The sequence below is a fragment of the Flavobacterium gawalongense genome (genome assembly GCF_007097265.1).
GTDB lineage: Bacteria > Bacteroidota > Bacteroidia > Flavobacteriales > Flavobacteriaceae > Flavobacterium > Flavobacterium gawalongense.
Genome location: NZ_VJZP01000044.1, coordinates 1 through 18,412, shown reverse-complemented (window position 1 = coordinate 18,412; position 18,412 = coordinate 1). Strand labels below are relative to the sequence as shown.

Genomic DNA, 18,412 nt, shown 5'->3' with positions numbered 1-18,412 from the left:
TCAGATGCGAAATACCCAAGTGTAAAATCGGTTAAAGATTATGTTGACGCCTCGGCTACATCGAGTTCAACTGCTTTGGCTTCAGAAGTATCCCGTGCTACGACTGCAGAAGCGACCAAAGAAGCTTTAGCAAATAAAAGTACAAACGTAACCACCGATGGCGCATCAGATACGAAATACCCAAGTGTAAAATCGGTTAAAGATTATGTTGATAATAGTGTAAAAGATGTAGCTGATGAGCTTTATTCTAATTTATTACAATCTACTTTTGTCTTATCCCAAATTCCGTCTGCTAAAAGTAAAGTAAAAATGTTTATTAACGGATTAAGGGTTAGGAATTCAGCTTATACTCTCAGTGGGAATACAGTCACATTAGATACTTTGATTCTAGGTTTTACATTATTATTAAATGATAGGATTCAATTTGATTATTTTTACTAAAATAGATTTAATAGGATTTAGTCTTCAAAAAATGTGTTTTTTTAAAATTAAGTGTAATCTCATTATATTTATTCTATACAATTTATTTCGTTAGTTCTGAATAAAAAAAGGTTCAACTGTAAAGTTGAACCTTTTTTTATTAGTATTAAGAATAAGTGATTTTTACACTTTTCCCAGCGTATATAATTGTTCCATTGTAGGAGTTAAACTTCCGCCTTTAGGTTCTAGTGTGATACCAAAAGCTTCGGCATCAGTTGCATTATCTACAGCAAACATTTTTTGATCATTAAGCTTGAAATTGTCTAATAATCCAATACTTGTAGGAGTCAACGGATTCAATTTTAAGGACCAAACCTGATATACCATTCCTTCCGGAGGTTCTGGTAATCCTGTGGCATCTACGTAAACCACTTTGGTTTCTTTGTTCCAATATACTTTTGCTGAAGATTGTGGTGCAACCGCTTGTCCACCAAGTGCTACAACGGTATTATTTGCATCTCTTACAACTGCTAAATTAGTTTCGCTTGCTTTGTTTTTTAATTCTAAAGCATTCAAATCTTTTTCCATTTTTGCTTTCACTACTTCGGCGTTTACTACCTGAGTATTGGTTTGCTCCAACTGATTGTATTGGTAACCAATGCCTGCTAACAATAGAATTGCTGCTGCCCAACCAATGTATTGCGACCAATTTCTTGTAGGCTCCAATTCGATTACTTTAGCATGTTTAAGCTCTAGTTTGGACTTGATTTTTTCGTAATTCGCCACAGAATGAAACGGTGAAAAACTGGAAGATAAAGCTACAATTGCCTTTTCTATAGCAATAATTTCATCGTTTATTTCTGGATTATTTTTTGCCATGGCGTTCACTTCCTCATTTTCGGTTTCACTTAGTAAACCATAAACGTAGAGTTCTAAAATACCTGATTCTATATATTCTTTTGCTTCCATTATACGTTCAAATAATTTCTTAAATCATTAATACAGTTTCGATTGTGAGTTTTAACGGTTCCCAAAGGAATTTCCAATTCATCGGAAGCTTCTTGTTGGGTATACCCTTTAAAAAACAGTAAATCTATTATTTGAATACACTTGGGTTTTAGTTTTTTTACAAACTCTTGAATCCCAATGGTATCAATTTTATTGACCAGTTTGTTACTGTCGTCAAATAGATGTACGAAATTATCTGAAGAAAGGTTTTTTTGACTGTTATTAAAATTTTTGGAACGCAGTTTATCGATAGATGTATTTCTGGCAATATTTAGAATCCAAGTATAGAAACGTCCTTTGCTTTCATGATAGGAATCAATATTTTTCCAGATTTTGACAAATACATCCTGAAGCACATCTTCCGCTTCTTCTCTGTTTTTTACAAGAACATTGATTACTGCAAATAAGCTTTTAGAATACATATCATATAGATGTGTAAATGCCTTTTCATCTTTCTTATAAATTAATACTAACAATTCATCTTGGGTCATATACTTTTTATTTTGCTATTACAAACTTATACATTCTTATTCACAATTGGCAAATTTTATGAATAGCTGCTTTAAAATAAATTTAATTTAAGAATAGTTGTATTTTATTTAAGTATTTAATTTACTGTATATCAATTATTTATAAAATAAATTAATTTTTATTTTATTTTTTTTATGATTTTTAAAACCAAACCGAATGCAATCCCGTAAATGCTTCTATAACCTTTTAAATTATAACAAAATGAAAAAAACAAAAATGATTTTAGGTCTGTCGCTAATGGCGGTTTCGGGCTTAATTTTAGTAGCTGCGGATCACATTGATGCCCCGGCAACAGCATCTGGGAGTGCTGTAGATATTACTGATGTGTACACTTTTCAAGGACAAGACATTAACAATTTAGTATTTGCTGTAAACACGCAAGGATTGTTAAGTCCAAATGCAACTGCTGTTGCAAAATTTGACGAAAATGTGATGGTTGAGATTAATATTGACAACACTGGTGACAATGTTGAAGATTTAGTTATCCAAGCAATTAAGAAAGATGACAAAATGTATTTCTTTGGACCAGTTGCTCCAGGTACAACTGGAACATCAAGTACTATTAAAACTGCAGCTGCTTCAGGAAGTGTAACAATTTCATCTTATGGTTCAAGTGCTTTAACTGCTGAGAAAAACGGAATGAAATTTTTTGCAGGGCCAAGAGACGATCCGTTCTTTTTTGATTTAGGTCAATTTAAAGCAATTCTTGGTGGAACTGCTTCAGGGTTTAATAATCCTGGTGTAGACACATTTGCAGGAACTAATGTACTTTCATTAGTGGTAGAAGTTCCAAAAGCAATGTTAGGAACTTCAAGCACATTAAATGTTTGGGCTGAAACAAAGAAAAAACAATAACTATTTTATTTTTAAATTTTAAATTACGAAATCGAAGATTCACGATTTCCCAAATAACTAAATATAAACATCATGAGTAAAACAAATAAATTCAAAATTATAACAATCGCACTAGTAGCTGCAGTTGTTTCAGTAAATTGTGATAATGACGATTCTAATGGTGGTGATGTAAGTCTAGATTTTTCTGGAACTTTTGTTCAGCAAGATCAAATGGCCAGACCAGCTATTAATACAGTATTTATCGCTTCGGGTCAACCTAAAGATGATTTTAATGCCGCAATTCCTTCGGCAATGGGAATTAAATACCAATCTATTTTTCAATCTAGATTATTGGCTTTGAATCCAGCTTTTACTACTAATGCTTTAGGTCAAACTGCAGCTCAGTTTACAGGTCTTTTGGCTACGGATGTATTGAATGTATCGAAAACAGCAAAAACAACTTTCTTTGATGGGACTAATGTTTTAACAGGAAGAGCTTTGGCTGATGATGTAATTGATGTTGAATTATTATTAATTTTTGGAGGACCAACAGGAGGTTCAAATCCAGGTCTTACCTCAGATAACGTTGATGCAAACGACAAAACTTTCGGAACAACTTTCCCATATTTGGCTTCAGCCTGGTAATATTTATAAAAAACAGAGCGTATGTAATAATCTTCGCTCTGTTTTTTTCAAAACAAACAAACAAGCAAAACAATTAGAGTATGAAAACTTTAAAAATAATCCCATTTTTGGTTTTTACAATCCTATTTATATTCGGTTGCGAGACTAAATCAGAACAAATTACCAATAAAGAAGACTATACTAAGTATTTGAATATTAAAGGCAATAAATCACTGACGTTTGCACGAAATGAAATTGATTTTTGGCAGAAAAAATTCGATGCAGCTCCAAACCAAATTAGCTATTTAAGTCAATTAGCATCAAATTACAGTACAATTTTCGAATACACTGGAGATGTCAAAAACTTATATAAAACGGAAGAATTATTAACCAAGTCGAATGAAGCGTATGATTATTCAAGAGTTTCAACGGTTCGATCTTTAGCAAGAAATTATATCTCTCAACATCGTTTTAAAGAAGCATTAGCATTAGCAAATAAAGCATTAGCGATAGGCGAGGGCAGAAAAGAAACCATAAAATTATTGTTCGACGTTCAAATGGAACTCGGAAATTATCCTGAAGCTGTTAAAAATCTGAATGCTATTAGAGACATGAATGATTTTGATTATTTGATTCGTTTGGCAAAGTGGAATGATCACAAAGGCGATTTGAAAACGGCTATAACTTTTATGGAAAAAGCCAGAGATATTGCTGAAAAATATGATAATAAAGCACTAAAAGTGTGGTCCTATTCTAATCTGGGGGATTTTTATGGTCATGCCGGTAGAATTCAGGATTCGTATGACAGTTTCTTGAAAACATTAGTAATAGATCCTAATTATTCTTACGCTTTAAAAGGAATTGCCTGGATTGTTTTTTCGAAAGAAAGAAACACAACTGAGGCGACTCGAATTATTGATGCTATTGCTGCAACTCATAATACACCGGATTTTTATTTATTGAAATCTCAAATAGCCCAATTTGAAGGAAATAAAAGCGAGGAAATAAAAAATAGAAACGCTTATTTTTCTATGATGGAAAATAATAATTATGGCGCGATGTACAACAAATACAATGCTTTGATATATGCTGATGACAAACAAACCGCTCAAAAAGCATTAGAAATTGCTAAGATTGAAGTGGATCACAGGCCCACAGCTGATTCCTATGATTTATTGGCATGGTCGTATTTGAATTTGGGTGAAAATAAAAAGGCATTGGAAATTGCACAAAAATATGTCGTTGGACAATCATTTGAACCGAAAGTACAATACCACTTGGCAATGATTTATAAATCTAATGAAGAAGCTGATAAAGTGGGATCTATCAAGAAAGAATTACTTTCTAGTGTATATGAATTAGGACCAAATTTGGAAAAAAAGGTAAATCAATTATAAAATATCCAAATGAAGAATTTTTTTATAATCCTGATAACTCTTTCGGGTTGGACTACTTATGCTCAGATTCAAAAAGGAATAGTAGTTGATAGCGATGGGAATCCGCTAGAAAATGCATACATCAATAATATAAGTTCTGAAAGTCATGCACATACCAACGAATTTGGAATGTTTAGTATTGATAAAACAGTTGCAGGAAATGTTTTGAAAGTAAATGCTTTGGGGTTTAAAAAAATAAATTACACAGTTAGTGGTTCTGAAATTAGAATTACTTTAGAAGATGCTGTTTTTAGACTGAATGAGATTGTTATTCAACCGAAACTTTCGGCGATGAATGTAATTTCGAAAATAGATTTGCTAACGACACCCGTAAATTCGTCACAAGAAATTTTACGAAAAGTACCTGGTTTATTCATCGGGCAACATGCAGGTGGTGGCAAAGCAGAGCAACTATTTTTGAGAGGTTTTGATATTGATCATGGTACTGATATTGCAATTTCAGTAGATGGAATGCCAGTAAATATGGTGTCTCATGCGCACGGTCAAGGCTATGCCGATTTACATTTTGTGATTCCGGAAACGGTAGAAAAAATAGATTTTGGAAAAGGAACGTATTATGCTAACAAAGGGGATTTTGCCACGGCAGGATACGTTGCTTTCCAAACTAAAGACAAATTAGAAAAAAGCAGTATTGGACTCGAAGTGGGACAATTCAATACGGTAAGAACGGTAGGATTATTTAATCTTTTGGGAAGCCAAAAAAAGCAAAGTGCCTACATTGCTACCGAATATATTTTGACAGACGGTCCTTTTGATTCTCCTCAAAATTTTAACCGAATCAATTTGTTGGGTAAATATTCGGCTATTTTAGATGATAACAGTAAATTTTCCGTTTCTGTCTCTCGTTTTTCTAGTAGATGGGATGCTTCTGGTCAAATACCACAACGATTGGTTGATAACGGAACCATTTCGAGATTTGGCTCAGTGGATGATACGGAAGGAGGGAGTACTTCAAGAACGAATATAAATGCTTCTTTGAGCAAACCAATTGATGAAAATACATTCATAAAAGCCAATGCTTTTTATTCAAAATATGATTTCGAATTGTATTCTAACTTTACTTTTTTCCTTGAAGATCCTATCAATGGCGATCAAATTAGACAGAAAGAGAATAGAAGTATTTATGGTATGAATGCAGAATTGAATAAGAAAACGAAGCTAAATGATGTCAATGTATTGTTGCAATATGGGATAGGTTTTCGGGCCGATGCAACAACAGATACGGAGCTTTCCCATACTTTAAACAGAAGAACGGTTTTAGAAAATATAAAATTAGGAGATATTGATGAGTCTAATTTTTTTTCGTACGTAAATTCAGAATTCAGTTTTGGAAAATTAATGATTAATCCCGCAGTGCGATTGGATTATTTCAAATTTAATTACCAAGATAAATTGACCGCTGATTATAAAACGGAAAATAAGATCAAAATTTCACCAAAACTGAATTTTATCTATTCGCAAAACAACAACTTGCAATTTTTTATTAAATCAGGAATAGGTTTTCATTCTAATGATACTCGGGTTGTGGTTCAAAATAGTGGAAAACAAATTTTACCCAAAGCCATAGGAACTGATGTTGGTATCATTTGGAAGCCATTTCCAAAGCTAATTGTGAATTCAGCTTTGTGGTATTTATACTTAGAGCAAGAATTTGTTTACGTAGGTGATGCCGGAATTATTGAGCCAAGCGGAAAATCAAAACGTATGGGATTTGATTTAGGATTGCGTTATCAACTGAATGATTGGTTGTATTTTGATACCGATGCTAATTATACCGATGCCAGAAGTATCGATGAACCAAAAGGACAAGATTACATTCCGCTAGCGCCTGACTTCACTTCTACCGGAGGGTTAAGTTTCCAGAATTTAAATGGTTTTTCCGGTGGAATTCACTATCGCTATTTAAAAAGCCGTCCTGCGAACGAGGATAATTCGATTGTTGCCAAAGGGTATTTTGTTTCTGATTTTAACATCAATTATAAAATCAAAAATATTTCTTTCGGTGTAGCGATTGAGAATTTATTCAATACCAAATGGAATGAAACCCAATTTGCCACCGAATCAAGATTACAAAATGAGTCAACAAGTGTAGCAGAAATTCATTTTACACCAGGAACCCCATTTTTTATGAAAGGTAAAATTACGTATACCTTTTAGTTTTTTATGCTTGCCTGTAATAACACCTAAAAAAAAAATTTGCCACGAATTACACGAATTATCACCAATTTTAAATAAAAAATAATTAAAAAAATCTGTGCTAATCCGTTTAATCTGTTTAATCTGTGTGCTATTTTTTGTTGCTAGGTAACATTGCGGACAAGTATATGGTTTTTTAAAATGAAGATTAGTTTGTTTTGTTTGGAAGCCTTTCGTTTTTATTTGACGTTAGGCTTCTTTTTTAACTTGTGTTTAACCAAAATAAATTTTTAAGCAACAATTAATTGTTTTATTTTTATAAAAAATATAATTATGAAAAACCTATTATTTCTGGCCAGTTGTGCGATATTACTTTTTAGTTGTCAAAATCAGGCACAAATATCGAAATCGAATTCAAATATAATTTCAAAAAACATGTCTAAAGAAACCATTTATCAATTTAAAGTAGCCGATTTATCAGGAAATACTTTTGATTTTGCTTCCTTGAAAGGTAAAAAAATCATGATTGTGAATACGGCTTCAAAATGTGGATTGACGCCACAATACAAGGATTTGGAAGCGCTATATAAAGAATACAAAGACAAAGGATTTGTGATTGTAGGTTTTCCAGCTAATAATTTTGCTTCACAAGAACCAGGAACTAATGAGGAGATTGCAACTTTTTGCCAATTGAATTATGGCGTAACGTTTCCTATGATGGACAAAGTTTCAGTAAAAGGGGACGATATGTCTGAAGTATATCAGTTTTTAACCCAAAAATCTAAAAACGGATTACAAGATTCAGAAGTAGAATGGAATTTTCAAAAATACCTTATAAATGAAAAAGGAGAACTTGAAAAAGTTATTTCGCCAAAAACGTTACCTACAGATGCTTCAATCGTAAATTGGATTAAAGCATAGTTAGTTATAAAAGCATAATGAAAAAGCGATTTTCGGGAAACTGAAAATCGCTTTTTTTATTTTAGAAACAGTTAAAAATTAAATTTTTTCATTTTTGAAAATTGCTGCAACAGCCGCTTCGTAATTTCTAATACTCTGCGCTTTTTTTATTTGTTTTAATACTTTATGTGGATTTGAAAATGTAGCAGAAAAGTATTCCCATAAATGATACATCTTTAATAAAATATGTGTAGAGCCAGATAGCGATTCACTATATATTCCGTATAAGGTGTCGTGAAATGCACTGAATAATTCCATTTTGTTTGCAGGGTATTCCATAGTATTGCTTTTTATCATACTTGGTAAAAAAGGATCAGAAATTAATCCTCTGCCAATCATCCAGTGGTCTATGGTGGGAAAACGTTGCTGCATTTCATGAAATTTAGCCACCGAAGTAATATCACCATTGTAATATAGCTTGTGAATGGTGTTGTCGATACATTGTTGAAACGCATCCAGATGTACGCCACCTTTATAAAGTTGTTTGCCAATGCGAGCATGAATGGCGATATTCTTAATAGGATACCTATCTAAGATGGGCAAAACATCAAGAATTTCTTCACTATTTTCATAACCTAAACGCATTTTCATAGACACAATAATGTCAGATTCAGAATGTGCTCGATCAAGTATATTGTTAATTTTTTCAGGATTACTGATAAGACCGGAACCCATACCGGATTTCGTGACCATTGGATACGGACATCCTAAATTCCAGTTTAATTCTTTATAGCCCAATTCTCTAACATATTTGGCTACAAATAAAAACTCATCCGCATCGTTTGTTATAACTTGTGGAATTACCTCTAAACCAACATTGTTTTCAGGCAGTAGGTCCCTTTCGTAAGACGGTTTAATGACCAATTTTCCGTTTAAACGGATATAAGGGGAATAATAGGTATCAATCCCTCCAAAATATTTGTTTAAGGCATTTCTAAAACGAAAGTCGGTAAATCCCTGTAAGGGTGATGAGAGTAAGGTGTAGTTCATGAAATTTTTAGTTGTGCAAATGTACTATTCTTTACACAGTTATGCTTTTCTTGGAGCAATTATGTTTTTGTATATGAAAATCACTTATTTATTTTAGAATCAATTGCATAAAAACCAAATCAAGCCAATGATCAAATTTGTAGCCTACTTCACGAATAGTACCCACCACTTTGAAACCAAACTTTTCATGAAAAGCAATGCTTCCTGAATTATCAGCATCAATAGCGCCAATCATAACATGGTATCCTTGCTCTTTTGCCAATCGGATGAGTTCAGCCAATAGCAGTTTTCCAATACCTTTTCCTATAAATTCTTGGGCAACATAAACAGAATGTTCTACTGTGAATTGATAGCCTATTTTTTGTCTAAATGGACCATAACTAGCGAATCCAATTGCCCCGTTTTCAAATTCCGCCACAATTACCGGTAATTTTTTTTTCAATTTGTCTTCAAACCATAATTTTTGGGTTTCAAAATCGTGTGGTTCATAATCATAATTAGAGGTACTGTGAAGTATTTGATGATTCACTATTTCCAATATTGTATCGATATCGGCAAAAACAGCTGGTCTTATCTTGATTTCCATATCAAATCTATTTTCCTTCAAATTTAAGAAAACTATTTAAGATTAGAGAAAAACCTTTGCAACTTTGTATCTTTGTTCCTTTGAAACTAAAATAATGATTTACCCCAAAATACCTTTAGCGCAAAGCATCATTCAGATTTGTTTGGCCAAAGGAATCACCACCATAATAATTTCCCCGGGTTCACGAAATGCTCCGTTAACGATTGGTTTTGTGAGCAATCCCGCCTTTGAATGTTATAGCATTGCTGACGAACGTGCTGCTGCTTTTTTTGCACTTGGAATTGCGCAGCAAACAAAACAGCCAGTAGCTTTGGTTTGTACATCGGGTTCAGCATTACTGAATTATTATCCTGCTTTTGCGGAAGCATTTTACAGTCAGATTCCTTTAATCGTAATCTCTGCGGACAGACCACAAAGCAAAATAGACATTGGTGACGGACAAACCATCCGACAGGAAAATGTCTTTATAAACCATTCTTTATACAATGCCAATTTAAATGAAGTTGTTTCAAAAGCAAATGATTTCAAAATTAATGAAGCGATAGATTTGGCCTTGCATAAAAAAGGACCAGTTCATATCAATGCACCATTTGAAGAGCCTTTATACGAAACCGTTTCAGAACTTTCAGTTGATGTCATGGTTAATGGTTTTGCAAATTTGAATACATGGAGCACCATAGAAAATATTTCGGAGTTTGCGACTATTTGGAACAATTCAACTAAAAAAATGATTTTAGTTGGTGTAAATGAACCAAATTTGATTAATGAAAAAACAATCGCTGTATTAGCTCAAGATGAATCGGTTGTTGTTATGACAGAAACTACGTCCAACGTGTATCATCCTTCATTTATAAACAATATTGACACCATAATTACCCCTTTTACCAATGAGGAGTTTGAGGATTTTCGACCGGAAATATTGGTGACTTTTGGTGGAATGATAGTTTCTAAACGAATCAAGGCTTTTTTGAGGAAATACAAGCCAAAACACCATTGGCATATTGACACTTTAAGGGCGTATGATACTTTCAGTGCATTGACTAAACATTTTGAAGTGAATCCGAATACTTTTTTCGAAGCATTTTTACCTTTAACGGAAGTGGTAAAAAGCGATTATTTTGAGAAATTAGAAGCTGTGAAACTTTTGCGAAAGCAAAAACATGAAATCTATTTGGCAAAAATTCAATTTTCAGATTTTAAAGTTTTTGAAAAAGTAATTCAAAGTTTACCAAAGAATAGTCAATTACAAATCAGTAATAGTTCAGCGATTCGTTATGCACAATTAATAGACATCGATCCTTCAATTGAAGTCTATTGCAATCGTGGCACCAGTGGAATTGACGGAAGTACATCTACCGCTATTGGTGCGGCTGTGGCCAATAAAAAACAAACGATTTTCATAACCGGTGATATTGGGTTTTTATATGACAGCAATGCTTTGTGGAATAATTACATCCCAAAAAATTTCAAAATAATTTTGATAAATAACGGAGGTGGTGGAATTTTCAGAATTTTACCGGGTCATGAAGAAACGCCTGTTTTTAATACTTTCTTCGAAACATCGCATGGTCTTACTGCGGAACATTTGGCTAAAATGTATGGTTTTGAATATAGTATTGCCAGTGATGAAGTGAGTTTAGAAACAAGTTTGACCGCTTTGTACGCTCAAAATGAAAAGCCAAGTATTTTGGAAATTTTCACACCCACTTTGGAAAATAACAGCATTTTACTGCAATATTTTAAAGAATTGGTCTAATTATTTTTGGGTGTTCGTTAAAAGGCATGATTAAATGTTTAAATTTGAGAGTGTAAAAATCTATTAATCAAATATTAAACTTTTATTTATGAGTGCAAGAGACGAATTAATTGTAAAGTATGCCGCCGATTTGAAAGACAAATGTGGTGTAAATCCAGACATGGATTTGTTGACAAAAGTGACCATTGGTTGCGGACCATCCATTTATAATGCGGATTCAGCCACAGTTGCCGGAACCCAACAATCTGAATTGGATACGGTAAAAAACAACTTTCTAATCAAAAAATTAGAACTGGTTGACGGAGCCCATTTAGATGCCGGGATAGAAGCCGTTATGGAAATATACGGTCGCTCCAATAAAAATAAATACAGAGCCGTTATCTATTATTTACTAACCGTTCATTTCAAGAAAGAAAGTGTTTACAATTAGTAAATTGATATAAAAATTGAAAAGCGCCCTTTTTTGGGCGTTTTTTTATGGGATAATTTTTCGTTTTTCCATTTTCAGGCTGCAGCTCTGCAAAATCTTCGAACTTTGAGGTTGTATTTCTCGGTCTCTGACCGCTTTAATCAACGGTTTTTAATTTATGTGCGTTCTGGAGATGGTTTTTTACTTTCCTCAAAGGCGGAGACTTTGCGGAGGGGGGTAACTGCCGTTGTTTAATTAATCCACAAAAGTTTCTTTTAAAACCTCTTTAACTTTTCGGATTTCCTTTTCGGTTAGATTTCCTAAAACTTTAGTTATTCTTTGTCTGTCAACGGTTCTAATTTGATCCAAAACAATCCAGCCTTTTTTCTTATCATGATTTATTTCAATTCTTGTCGGATATGTTTTTGAACTACTTGTCATTGGAGCAACAACAATAGTTTGTAAAAAGGTATTCATTTCGTTTGGAGAAATAATTACAGAAGGTCGAGTTTTTTTTATTTCACTTCCAATGGTTGGGTCAAGATTGACCAAAACGATTTGATATTGCTTTAAATCCATTCTTCAAGATTTTCGTCCTCAAAGACATCGTCTATCAGCAATTTATCATCTCCGTTTTCGTGCATTTTTTTAAACGCATTTTCCCAACCTGCTCTCGGTTCTGATTTTGGTTTTAAGATAATATAACCTTTCTCAAGAATGAGTTCAACTTTGTCTGTGATTTTATATTTTTCTAATAAGGTTTTCGATAAACGAATTCCTTTAGAATTTCCGATTGGTATGACTGAAATGTCCATGATATGTTTTTTTAGTACATACAAAGTTATTACTTTTTTTTGAGGTTCCTAATTTTCAGTATTTTTTTAACAATGGCAGTTAAGAGCAATATGTATAAAAAAAAAATTAAGCGAGATCGTTTTTCGCTTCATAAAATCGGAGACTTTGCGGAGCGGGTTTTTAGTATGCTTTTTCATTTAAATTAAACAGCAAATCTAAATTTTTATCTTTCATTTTAATAATTAATTATTTAAGTTCTTATTTGCTTGTTTGTCTAGACTTGCATCGGTATAAGTATCAAATGCATAAATTTGTCTATCTATAATTTTAGAATAATTATCTTTTAAAGTACTTCTTTTATTTTCATCTTTACATTTTATAAATAAATCAGTTTGAAAATTGGAACTCATATTCATTCTTTGTTTAACATCATATTCCGTTTTGTCCAATAATATATTTTTGGTATCTTCATTATAATCTGAAATCTCTTTTATTTCAGTAGAATATGTTGATGTTTCATAATCTACATAATCAATATCCTCTGTTCTTGTACTAAATCCATCAACTTCACTTGAAGGCAAAAATATTCCATCGTGATGTATTAGTTTAGGCTCTTTTGTCGTAATTACGATGTAAACAAATTTCTTTTGATAATTAGTTACAATATTGGAGTTTTCGTAATTGTCAATTACAACAGCAGGACTATCGATTGCAGGTTCATTTATAACTTCTTTATTGCTATTGTTTTTATAACTTTCAATCTCTCCCAAAACTTCATCCCAATTAATTAGGTTAGCAATTATTATTAAAATTACTGCGACGACTATATAAATCAAGGAATTGCTTTTTCTTTCAATATTTTTATTTGATATGTTTTCATCTTCAACTAAATCATTAAGATTAATTTGCGAAGATTGTTGTTCAAAGTTTGTAAAACTTTCTTTAGCAATAATTGAATTTTTCTCTAATAAAATTTTTAATTTATCCTCAAACTCATTTTTTGATAAAATATTAGCATCAAGTAAACTTTTAAGTTGTTTGTATTCCGTTGAGTTTATTAGTTCTTGCTCGGTTTTTTGAGCCTCAATTTTTTTAACTATCTCTTTATATTCAGTTTCTGTTAATATTCCTTTTCCTCTTAAATCAGCAAGATTGTCAATAGAAGAATTAAGTTTGGTTTTGTTTTCATCTAATCTTTTTTCACTTAATCTTTGAGGCGTGTTTTTTGACTTATATTTATTGTATCCTAAAACTAATAAAATTAATAGCCAATGTAAAGGAGGAAAAATTATGCAAACAAGTAATAATGTTTTCTGTTCTTTTGTAAAATCTTTAGAATTCCAAACATAAATTCCTGATGCTGTTGTTATACCTACAATTAAACCAATTCCAATATTGTTTTCCATATTGTTATTACATTTTTAGTTTTCTATTCGTTCTGTTGAGCATAATTATACACAACGTTCTGGTTTCTTTAGTTTATTCATCACTTAAGCCAAGTATACAAAAGAGTTTTAGTTACGCACTAAAACCCACTCAAAACCGTTGTTGAGCAGAAGGCTTAAGTTTCACATTCGCAATCTTCTTCCTTATATAATTCTAAATTAATTTCTCTTTGAATAATTTCATATTCACAATCGCATGCATTTTTAAATTTTTCCGAAATTCTACAACTATGAAAAGCTCGGCAGATGTCGCTCCATAATTTGGGATGAGATTCAATTATGTTACCTAGTTCTTCAATAATTTGGAGTTTTCGTATGCATTTAATATCTTTGCAACGTAACCAAGTTTGGGGTTTCTTCGTTTTGAACCAGACTTCTGGTAAATCATATTCACTAAGTTCAAAAGCATGTTCACCTTTAGGAATTTTACTTCCCGTAAGATTACATACTGAAAAACATTGAACATGGTTGCCTTCTGTCTGATCTTCTAGAATGAAATAGATATGTTCCCATTTTACACCAGCGTCAATAGCTCTTACAACATCACCTTTTCTTAATTTTTTTGGCTTAATTCTTTTCCTATTTCCCATTTTAGTTACTGTTTTCAAAAGCTTTCTGCTAACTTGTATATCTGTTTTTTTTTTTTGTTGTATATGCTCAACTCGTGTTGAGTTTTGTTATTTTTCAAATATATTGAATTATTCCTACAAATTATACAAATGTCTTTTTGAGTTATTGACAAAGCGGAACTTTGTTGATTATGAAAACTAAGCATTCTAATCTAGCCACGATGGAAGCAAGTATCCTTTTTATAAACGCCTATAACCCTTTTAGAGTTTTGAACTCTGAATGGGTTGCGTTTATAAAAAGATACTGCGGACAGCGGGACAACTCGTGATGAAACAACGCAAAGTTATGCTCCTTAAAAATGCGAAAACAGTCGGATTTGGGCTTTGTTTTTTTGTGGAAGGTTTGCCGATTTACTATTTTCAAACTTCGTACCTTTGCGCTTTAGAAATTCGAAGAAAATGATTGAAATAGGAAAATACAATACGCTTACCATTTTACGCGATACCAAAGTGGGTTTGTTTTTGGGAAATCCAGAAAAAGACCCTGAAGGAATACATGATATTCTTTTGCCTAACAAATACGTTCCCAACGAATTTGAAATAGGTGAGGAACTTATCGTTTTCGTTTATTTGGATCACGAGGAGCGTCCCATTGCGACCACACTTGAACCTTATATTTTATTGAATGAATTTGCACTTTTGCGTGTGAATTATATCAATCAGATTGGTGCTTTTATGGATTGGGGAATGGAAAAAGATATTTTGGTTCCATTCAAAGAGCAGGCGCGTCCTATGGAAAAAGGAAAACGCTACTTGGTGTATCTTTATATGGACGAAAAAACGAACCGTTTGGTGGCATCAAGTAAGACTAATCAATTCTTAAAAAATGAGGAACTTACCGTTGAAAAAGGCGAAGAAGTTGATTTGATTGTTTCTCATATTACCGAGATAGGAATTAACGTTATCATCAATGAAAAACACAAAGGCTTGTTGTACAAAGATGAGGTGTATGATGATGCTATTCGTACGGGAGACCGCATGCGAGGCTATATTAAAACGATACGTCCGGACAATAAAATTGATGTGGCATTGCAAGTTCAAGGATATCAAAGTATCGAACCAAATGCCGAGAAAATTCTTGATGAGTTAAGAGCCAGTAGAGGTTTCTTACGCTTGACGGATAATTCGCATCCGGAAGACATTAAAACGGTTTTGAAAATGAGCAAAAAAACCTTTAAGAAAGCCATTGGTGCTTTGTACAGGGAGAAATTAATCGAAATAAAGGAAGACGGAATTTACTTGGTTAAGGAATAAAAAAAAGAAAGACTAATCATAAAGGTTAGTCTTTCTCTTTTTTTAGTATTGTTTTTCTAGTAAAATTAAAACAATAATAAAACAAAATTTTCGTACATTCTCAAAAGTATATTTATTCGCTTTTGTTACTGATAATATTACTATACTATCTTAAAATATTTACTTAAGCTCAAGTTTACTTTGTAAAAATGGGTTTGTCTTTAAATGTTTTAAACACTTGCTTAAAAGTTTAAGAATCAGTTTAACATTAAAGCCATTTGGTTTTTTTTATTCTATAAGGATTGTTTTCCAAAAATTAGTTGCGTTTTTATTTTTACGCTTTTGCTACAATATGGAAGTTTGCAAATCCTTTGATTTAACCGTAGGTGTTACTATTTCTTTTTACTATTCCAACAAATGGTTTTCCCATTTGCTCATTTATCGTGGTTTCAGAACTATTTTTATAATTTAATACCGTAGAAAAATGAGCGACAAAATTTTCAATTGTAATCAAAAAGGTCATTTTTTAGGTTAATAAATCAGTTAAAGAATCCAGCTCAATCAATTTATATTCTATTGATTAGCAATATTTAAAAGTAATAATTATTTTTAATTCCAACTGTTAAGATCTGATTTTATTTCGAATTTTTAACATTTTCGATTGTTTAATCAGAGAAAGATTACCATAAGCTTCTCTAAAATAGAATAGATAAAATGTAAAAAATGATTTAATTTTACACTGAAATAATTTAAATCAATTGTAATGGATTGGATCACTGTCAAAGAATACGAGGATATAACCTATAAGAAATATAATGGCGTTGCCAGGATAGCTTTTAACAGACCGGATGTGCGTAATGCTTTCCGACCAAAAACGACTTCTGAATTGTACAATGCATTTTACGATGCACAAGAAGATACTTCTATAGGTGTTGTTTTACTTTCTGCAGAAGGACCTTCGTCTAAAGATGGAGTATATTCTTTTTGTAGCGGTGGCGATCAAAATGCCCGAGGTCATCAAGGTTATGTGGGTGAGGATGGACAACATCGTTTGAACATCTTGGAAGTACAACGTTTAATCCGATTCATGCCAAAAGTTGTTATTGCCGTAGTTCCAGGCTGGGCTGTAGGTGGTGGACACAGTTTACATGTAGTTTGCGATTTGACTTTGGCGAGTAAAGAACACGCGATCTTCAAACAAACCGATGCTGATGTAACGAGTTTTGACGGTGGATACGGTTCGGCCTATTTGGCCAAAATGGTCGGACAGAAAAAAGCACGTGAAATTTTCTTCCTTGGACGCAATTATTCGGCTCAAGATGCAATGGATATGGGAATGGTTAATGCGGTAATTCCGCATGCTGAATTAGAAGATACTGCTTATGAGTGGGCACAGGAAATATTAGGCAAATCACCTATGGCTATCAAAATGCTAAAATTCGCTATGAATCTTACTGATGATGGAATGGTAGGACAGCAGGTTTTTGCAGGTGAAGCTACACGCCTTGCTTATATGACCGAAGAAGCCAAAGAAGGCAGAAATGCATTTCTTGAAAAAAGAAAACCAAATTTTGAAAAAAAATGGTTACCATAATTTAGTATTTAGTGTTCAGTGGTCAGTTGTTGTCAAGAGCGCAGTTGTGATTTGTCATTTCTCCCGAAGCTTCGGGAGAAGAATAAATCTCGTTGTCAGTATTCAGGCTTATAAAACAATGCATAAAAAAACTTAGGGTCTTAGCGTCTTTGTGGTAAGAAAAAGAATAGAGCCTTTGTGGTAAAAAATATAAACAGTCTAAATGGAAAATTTCAGCAACGAAACTATAGATATCACGCAGCTTCCTAAATTTGAGGAAGTACCTTTTTTAAGTTTGAAAAAATCCTACTGGAAAGTGATTTTGATTAATTTGTTTATAGTGTTTTTGTTGATGACAATTGGTTTGGGATTTGCGCTATTAAAGATTGAAGAATTAGTGACTTATCGATTGGAAATTAGCAGTGCTTTTGGACTCTTTATCCTGATTTTTATTTTCTTTTCAAATTTAAGTTTCAAAAAGAAAGGCTTTGCTTTTAGAGATCATGATGTTCTTTTTAGATATGGAATTATTGCTACAAATACAATTGTAATTCCTTACAATAGAATACAACACGTGGCGCTGCATGAAGGAATAGTTTCACGTTACTTTGGATTGGCTAAAATTGAAATTTTTACTGCTGGAGGTAGTTCCAGTGATATAGAAATTCCCGGAATCGAAAAAGAACAGGCCGAAAATATCAAACAACTCTTGATGGGTAAAATACAAAAACAACTTTAATGAGTGCCGATTTTAGTCAGCCGCAAAGGCAATCTGTCATAGGTATTTTGGTGATGTTTTTTTACACGCTTCAGCAATACGCGAGGGCGTTATGGCCTGTGATTGTAATTTGGATTTTTAAGTTTGATGAGATTAATAAATTATATCTTTTACTTGGAATGCTTGCTGTCTTTGTAAGTATTGGAGTCGTTTCCTATTTGAAATATTTGAATAGGTATAGGCACTTTGGTCGCACTTATTAAGTACTGATTTTATTGACATTTATTTATAATTTACCATCTTTCTTA

20 protein-coding genes are annotated in these 18,412 nt (G+C 32.6%); 11 read left to right on the top strand and 9 right to left on the bottom strand.

The genetic code is table 11. The annotated features are described in order from the left end of the window. On the top strand, positions 1–441 hold a 441-nt coding region (locus FNW38_RS17555), incomplete at its 5' end, for a hypothetical protein (protein ID WP_185963160.1). Between the two features lie 162 nt (positions 442–603). On the opposite strand, the gene FNW38_RS16190 is transcribed toward FNW38_RS17555, so the two are convergent. Together FNW38_RS16190 and FNW38_RS16185 are read right to left on the bottom strand one after the other, a co-directional pair. Beyond that, a complete protein-coding gene (locus FNW38_RS16190) occupies positions 604–1,389 on the bottom strand; it encodes an anti-sigma factor (protein WP_143388835.1) in 786 nt (261 codons plus the stop codon). Further along, complete coding sequence (locus FNW38_RS16185) at positions 1,389–1,919, bottom strand: RNA polymerase sigma factor (protein ID WP_143388834.1); 531 nt, start codon at positions 1,917–1,919, stop codon at positions 1,389–1,391. Before FNW38_RS16185 ends, FNW38_RS16190 begins: the two co-directional genes overlap by 1 nt. A gap of 241 nt (positions 1,920–2,160) precedes the next feature. Here FNW38_RS16185 and FNW38_RS16180 point away from each other — a divergent pair, with 241 nt between their 5' ends. The 5 genes from FNW38_RS16180 to FNW38_RS16160 all read left to right on the top strand — a co-directional run bounded on the left by FNW38_RS16180 (position 2,161) and on the right by FNW38_RS16160 (position 7,931). After that, positions 2,161–2,814, top strand: coding sequence for a DUF4331 family protein (locus FNW38_RS16180; protein WP_143388833.1), 654 nt, complete (start codon positions 2,161–2,163; stop codon positions 2,812–2,814). Positions 2,815–2,886: 72 nt separating this feature from the next. Continuing rightward, positions 2,887–3,438, top strand: coding sequence for a DUF4331 family protein (locus FNW38_RS16175; RefSeq protein ID WP_143388832.1), 552 nt, complete (start codon positions 2,887–2,889; stop codon positions 3,436–3,438). Positions 3,439–3,518: 80 nt separating this feature from the next. Further along, complete coding sequence (locus FNW38_RS16170) at positions 3,519–4,814, top strand: tetratricopeptide repeat protein (RefSeq protein WP_143388831.1); 1,296 nt, start codon at positions 3,519–3,521, stop codon at positions 4,812–4,814. 9 nt (positions 4,815–4,823) lie between these two features. Continuing rightward, positions 4,824–7,031, top strand: coding sequence for a TonB-dependent receptor (locus FNW38_RS16165; RefSeq protein ID WP_143388830.1), 2,208 nt, complete (start codon positions 4,824–4,826; stop codon positions 7,029–7,031). A 312-nt stretch (positions 7,032–7,343) separates the two neighbouring features. Continuing rightward, positions 7,344–7,931 carry a glutathione peroxidase gene (locus FNW38_RS16160; RefSeq protein ID WP_143388829.1) on the top strand — a complete coding sequence of 196 codons (588 nt, stop codon included), beginning with the start codon at positions 7,344–7,346 and terminating at the stop codon, positions 7,929–7,931. A gap of 78 nt (positions 7,932–8,009) precedes the next feature. On the opposite strand, the gene FNW38_RS16155 is transcribed toward FNW38_RS16160, so the two are convergent. Together FNW38_RS16155 and FNW38_RS16150 are read right to left on the bottom strand one after the other, a co-directional pair. After that, entirely contained in the window at positions 8,010–8,960 is a 951-nt protein-coding gene (locus FNW38_RS16155) for a tRNA dihydrouridine synthase (RefSeq protein WP_143388828.1), read from the bottom strand. 88 nt (positions 8,961–9,048) lie between these two features. Further along, positions 9,049–9,546 (bottom strand): GNAT family N-acetyltransferase, encoded by a 498-nt coding sequence (locus FNW38_RS16150; RefSeq protein ID WP_143388827.1) that lies wholly within the window; start codon positions 9,544–9,546, stop codon positions 9,049–9,051. 94 nt (positions 9,547–9,640) lie between these two features. On the opposite strand from FNW38_RS16150, the gene menD reads away from it, so the two are divergent. Both menD and FNW38_RS16140 read left to right on the top strand, forming a co-directional pair. Beyond that, on the top strand, positions 9,641–11,302 hold the full coding sequence (gene menD, locus FNW38_RS16145) for a 2-succinyl-5-enolpyruvyl-6-hydroxy-3-cyclohexene-1-carboxylic-acid synthase (protein ID WP_143388826.1): 1,662 nt from the start codon (positions 9,641–9,643) through the stop codon (positions 11,300–11,302). 88 nt (positions 11,303–11,390) lie between these two features. Beyond that, positions 11,391–11,732, top strand: coding sequence for a DUF2853 family protein (locus tag FNW38_RS16140; protein WP_143388825.1), 342 nt, complete (start codon positions 11,391–11,393; stop codon positions 11,730–11,732). A gap of 234 nt (positions 11,733–11,966) precedes the next feature. Here the strand turns inward: FNW38_RS16140 and FNW38_RS16135 are convergent, their stop codons facing one another. From FNW38_RS16135 to FNW38_RS16120, 4 genes are all read right to left on the bottom strand, one after another. After that, the gene (locus FNW38_RS16135) at positions 11,967–12,290 is read right to left on the bottom strand and encodes a type II toxin-antitoxin system PemK/MazF family toxin (RefSeq protein WP_143388824.1); all 324 of its coding nucleotides are present in this window, start codon (positions 12,288–12,290) and stop codon (positions 11,967–11,969) included. Next, positions 12,281–12,526 carry an AbrB/MazE/SpoVT family DNA-binding domain-containing protein gene (locus tag FNW38_RS16130; RefSeq protein ID WP_143388823.1) on the bottom strand — a complete coding sequence of 82 codons (246 nt, stop codon included), beginning with the start codon at positions 12,524–12,526 and terminating at the stop codon, positions 12,281–12,283. Before FNW38_RS16130 ends, FNW38_RS16135 begins: the two co-directional genes overlap by 10 nt. A gap of 222 nt (positions 12,527–12,748) precedes the next feature. Beyond that, a complete protein-coding gene (locus FNW38_RS16125) occupies positions 12,749–13,912 on the bottom strand; it encodes an SHOCT domain-containing protein (RefSeq protein WP_143388822.1) in 1,164 nt (387 codons plus the stop codon). Between the two features lie 155 nt (positions 13,913–14,067). Next, entirely contained in the window at positions 14,068–14,559 is a 492-nt protein-coding gene (locus FNW38_RS16120; RefSeq protein WP_144065048.1) for a hypothetical protein, read from the bottom strand. A 420-nt stretch (positions 14,560–14,979) separates the two neighbouring features. Between FNW38_RS16120 and FNW38_RS16115 the strand changes: the two genes are divergently transcribed. Continuing rightward, positions 14,980–15,834: a CvfB family protein gene (locus tag FNW38_RS16115; protein WP_143388820.1), complete on the top strand. Its 855-nt coding sequence runs from the start codon at positions 14,980–14,982 to the stop codon at positions 15,832–15,834. 355 nt (positions 15,835–16,189) lie between these two features. On the opposite strand, the gene FNW38_RS17550 is transcribed toward FNW38_RS16115, so the two are convergent. Next, on the bottom strand, positions 16,190–16,327 hold the full coding sequence (locus FNW38_RS17550; protein ID WP_185963159.1) for a hypothetical protein: 138 nt from the start codon (positions 16,325–16,327) through the stop codon (positions 16,190–16,192). Between the two features lie 249 nt (positions 16,328–16,576). On the opposite strand from FNW38_RS17550, the gene FNW38_RS16110 reads away from it, so the two are divergent. Together FNW38_RS16110 and FNW38_RS16105 are read left to right on the top strand one after the other, a co-directional pair. Next, positions 16,577–17,407 (top strand): 1,4-dihydroxy-2-naphthoyl-CoA synthase, encoded by an 831-nt coding sequence (locus FNW38_RS16110; protein WP_143388819.1) that lies wholly within the window; start codon positions 16,577–16,579, stop codon positions 17,405–17,407. Between the two features lie 202 nt (positions 17,408–17,609). Beyond that, entirely contained in the window at positions 17,610–18,125 is a 516-nt protein-coding gene (locus FNW38_RS16105; RefSeq protein ID WP_143388818.1) for a PH domain-containing protein, read from the top strand. Positions 18,126–18,412: the final 287 nt, after the last annotated feature.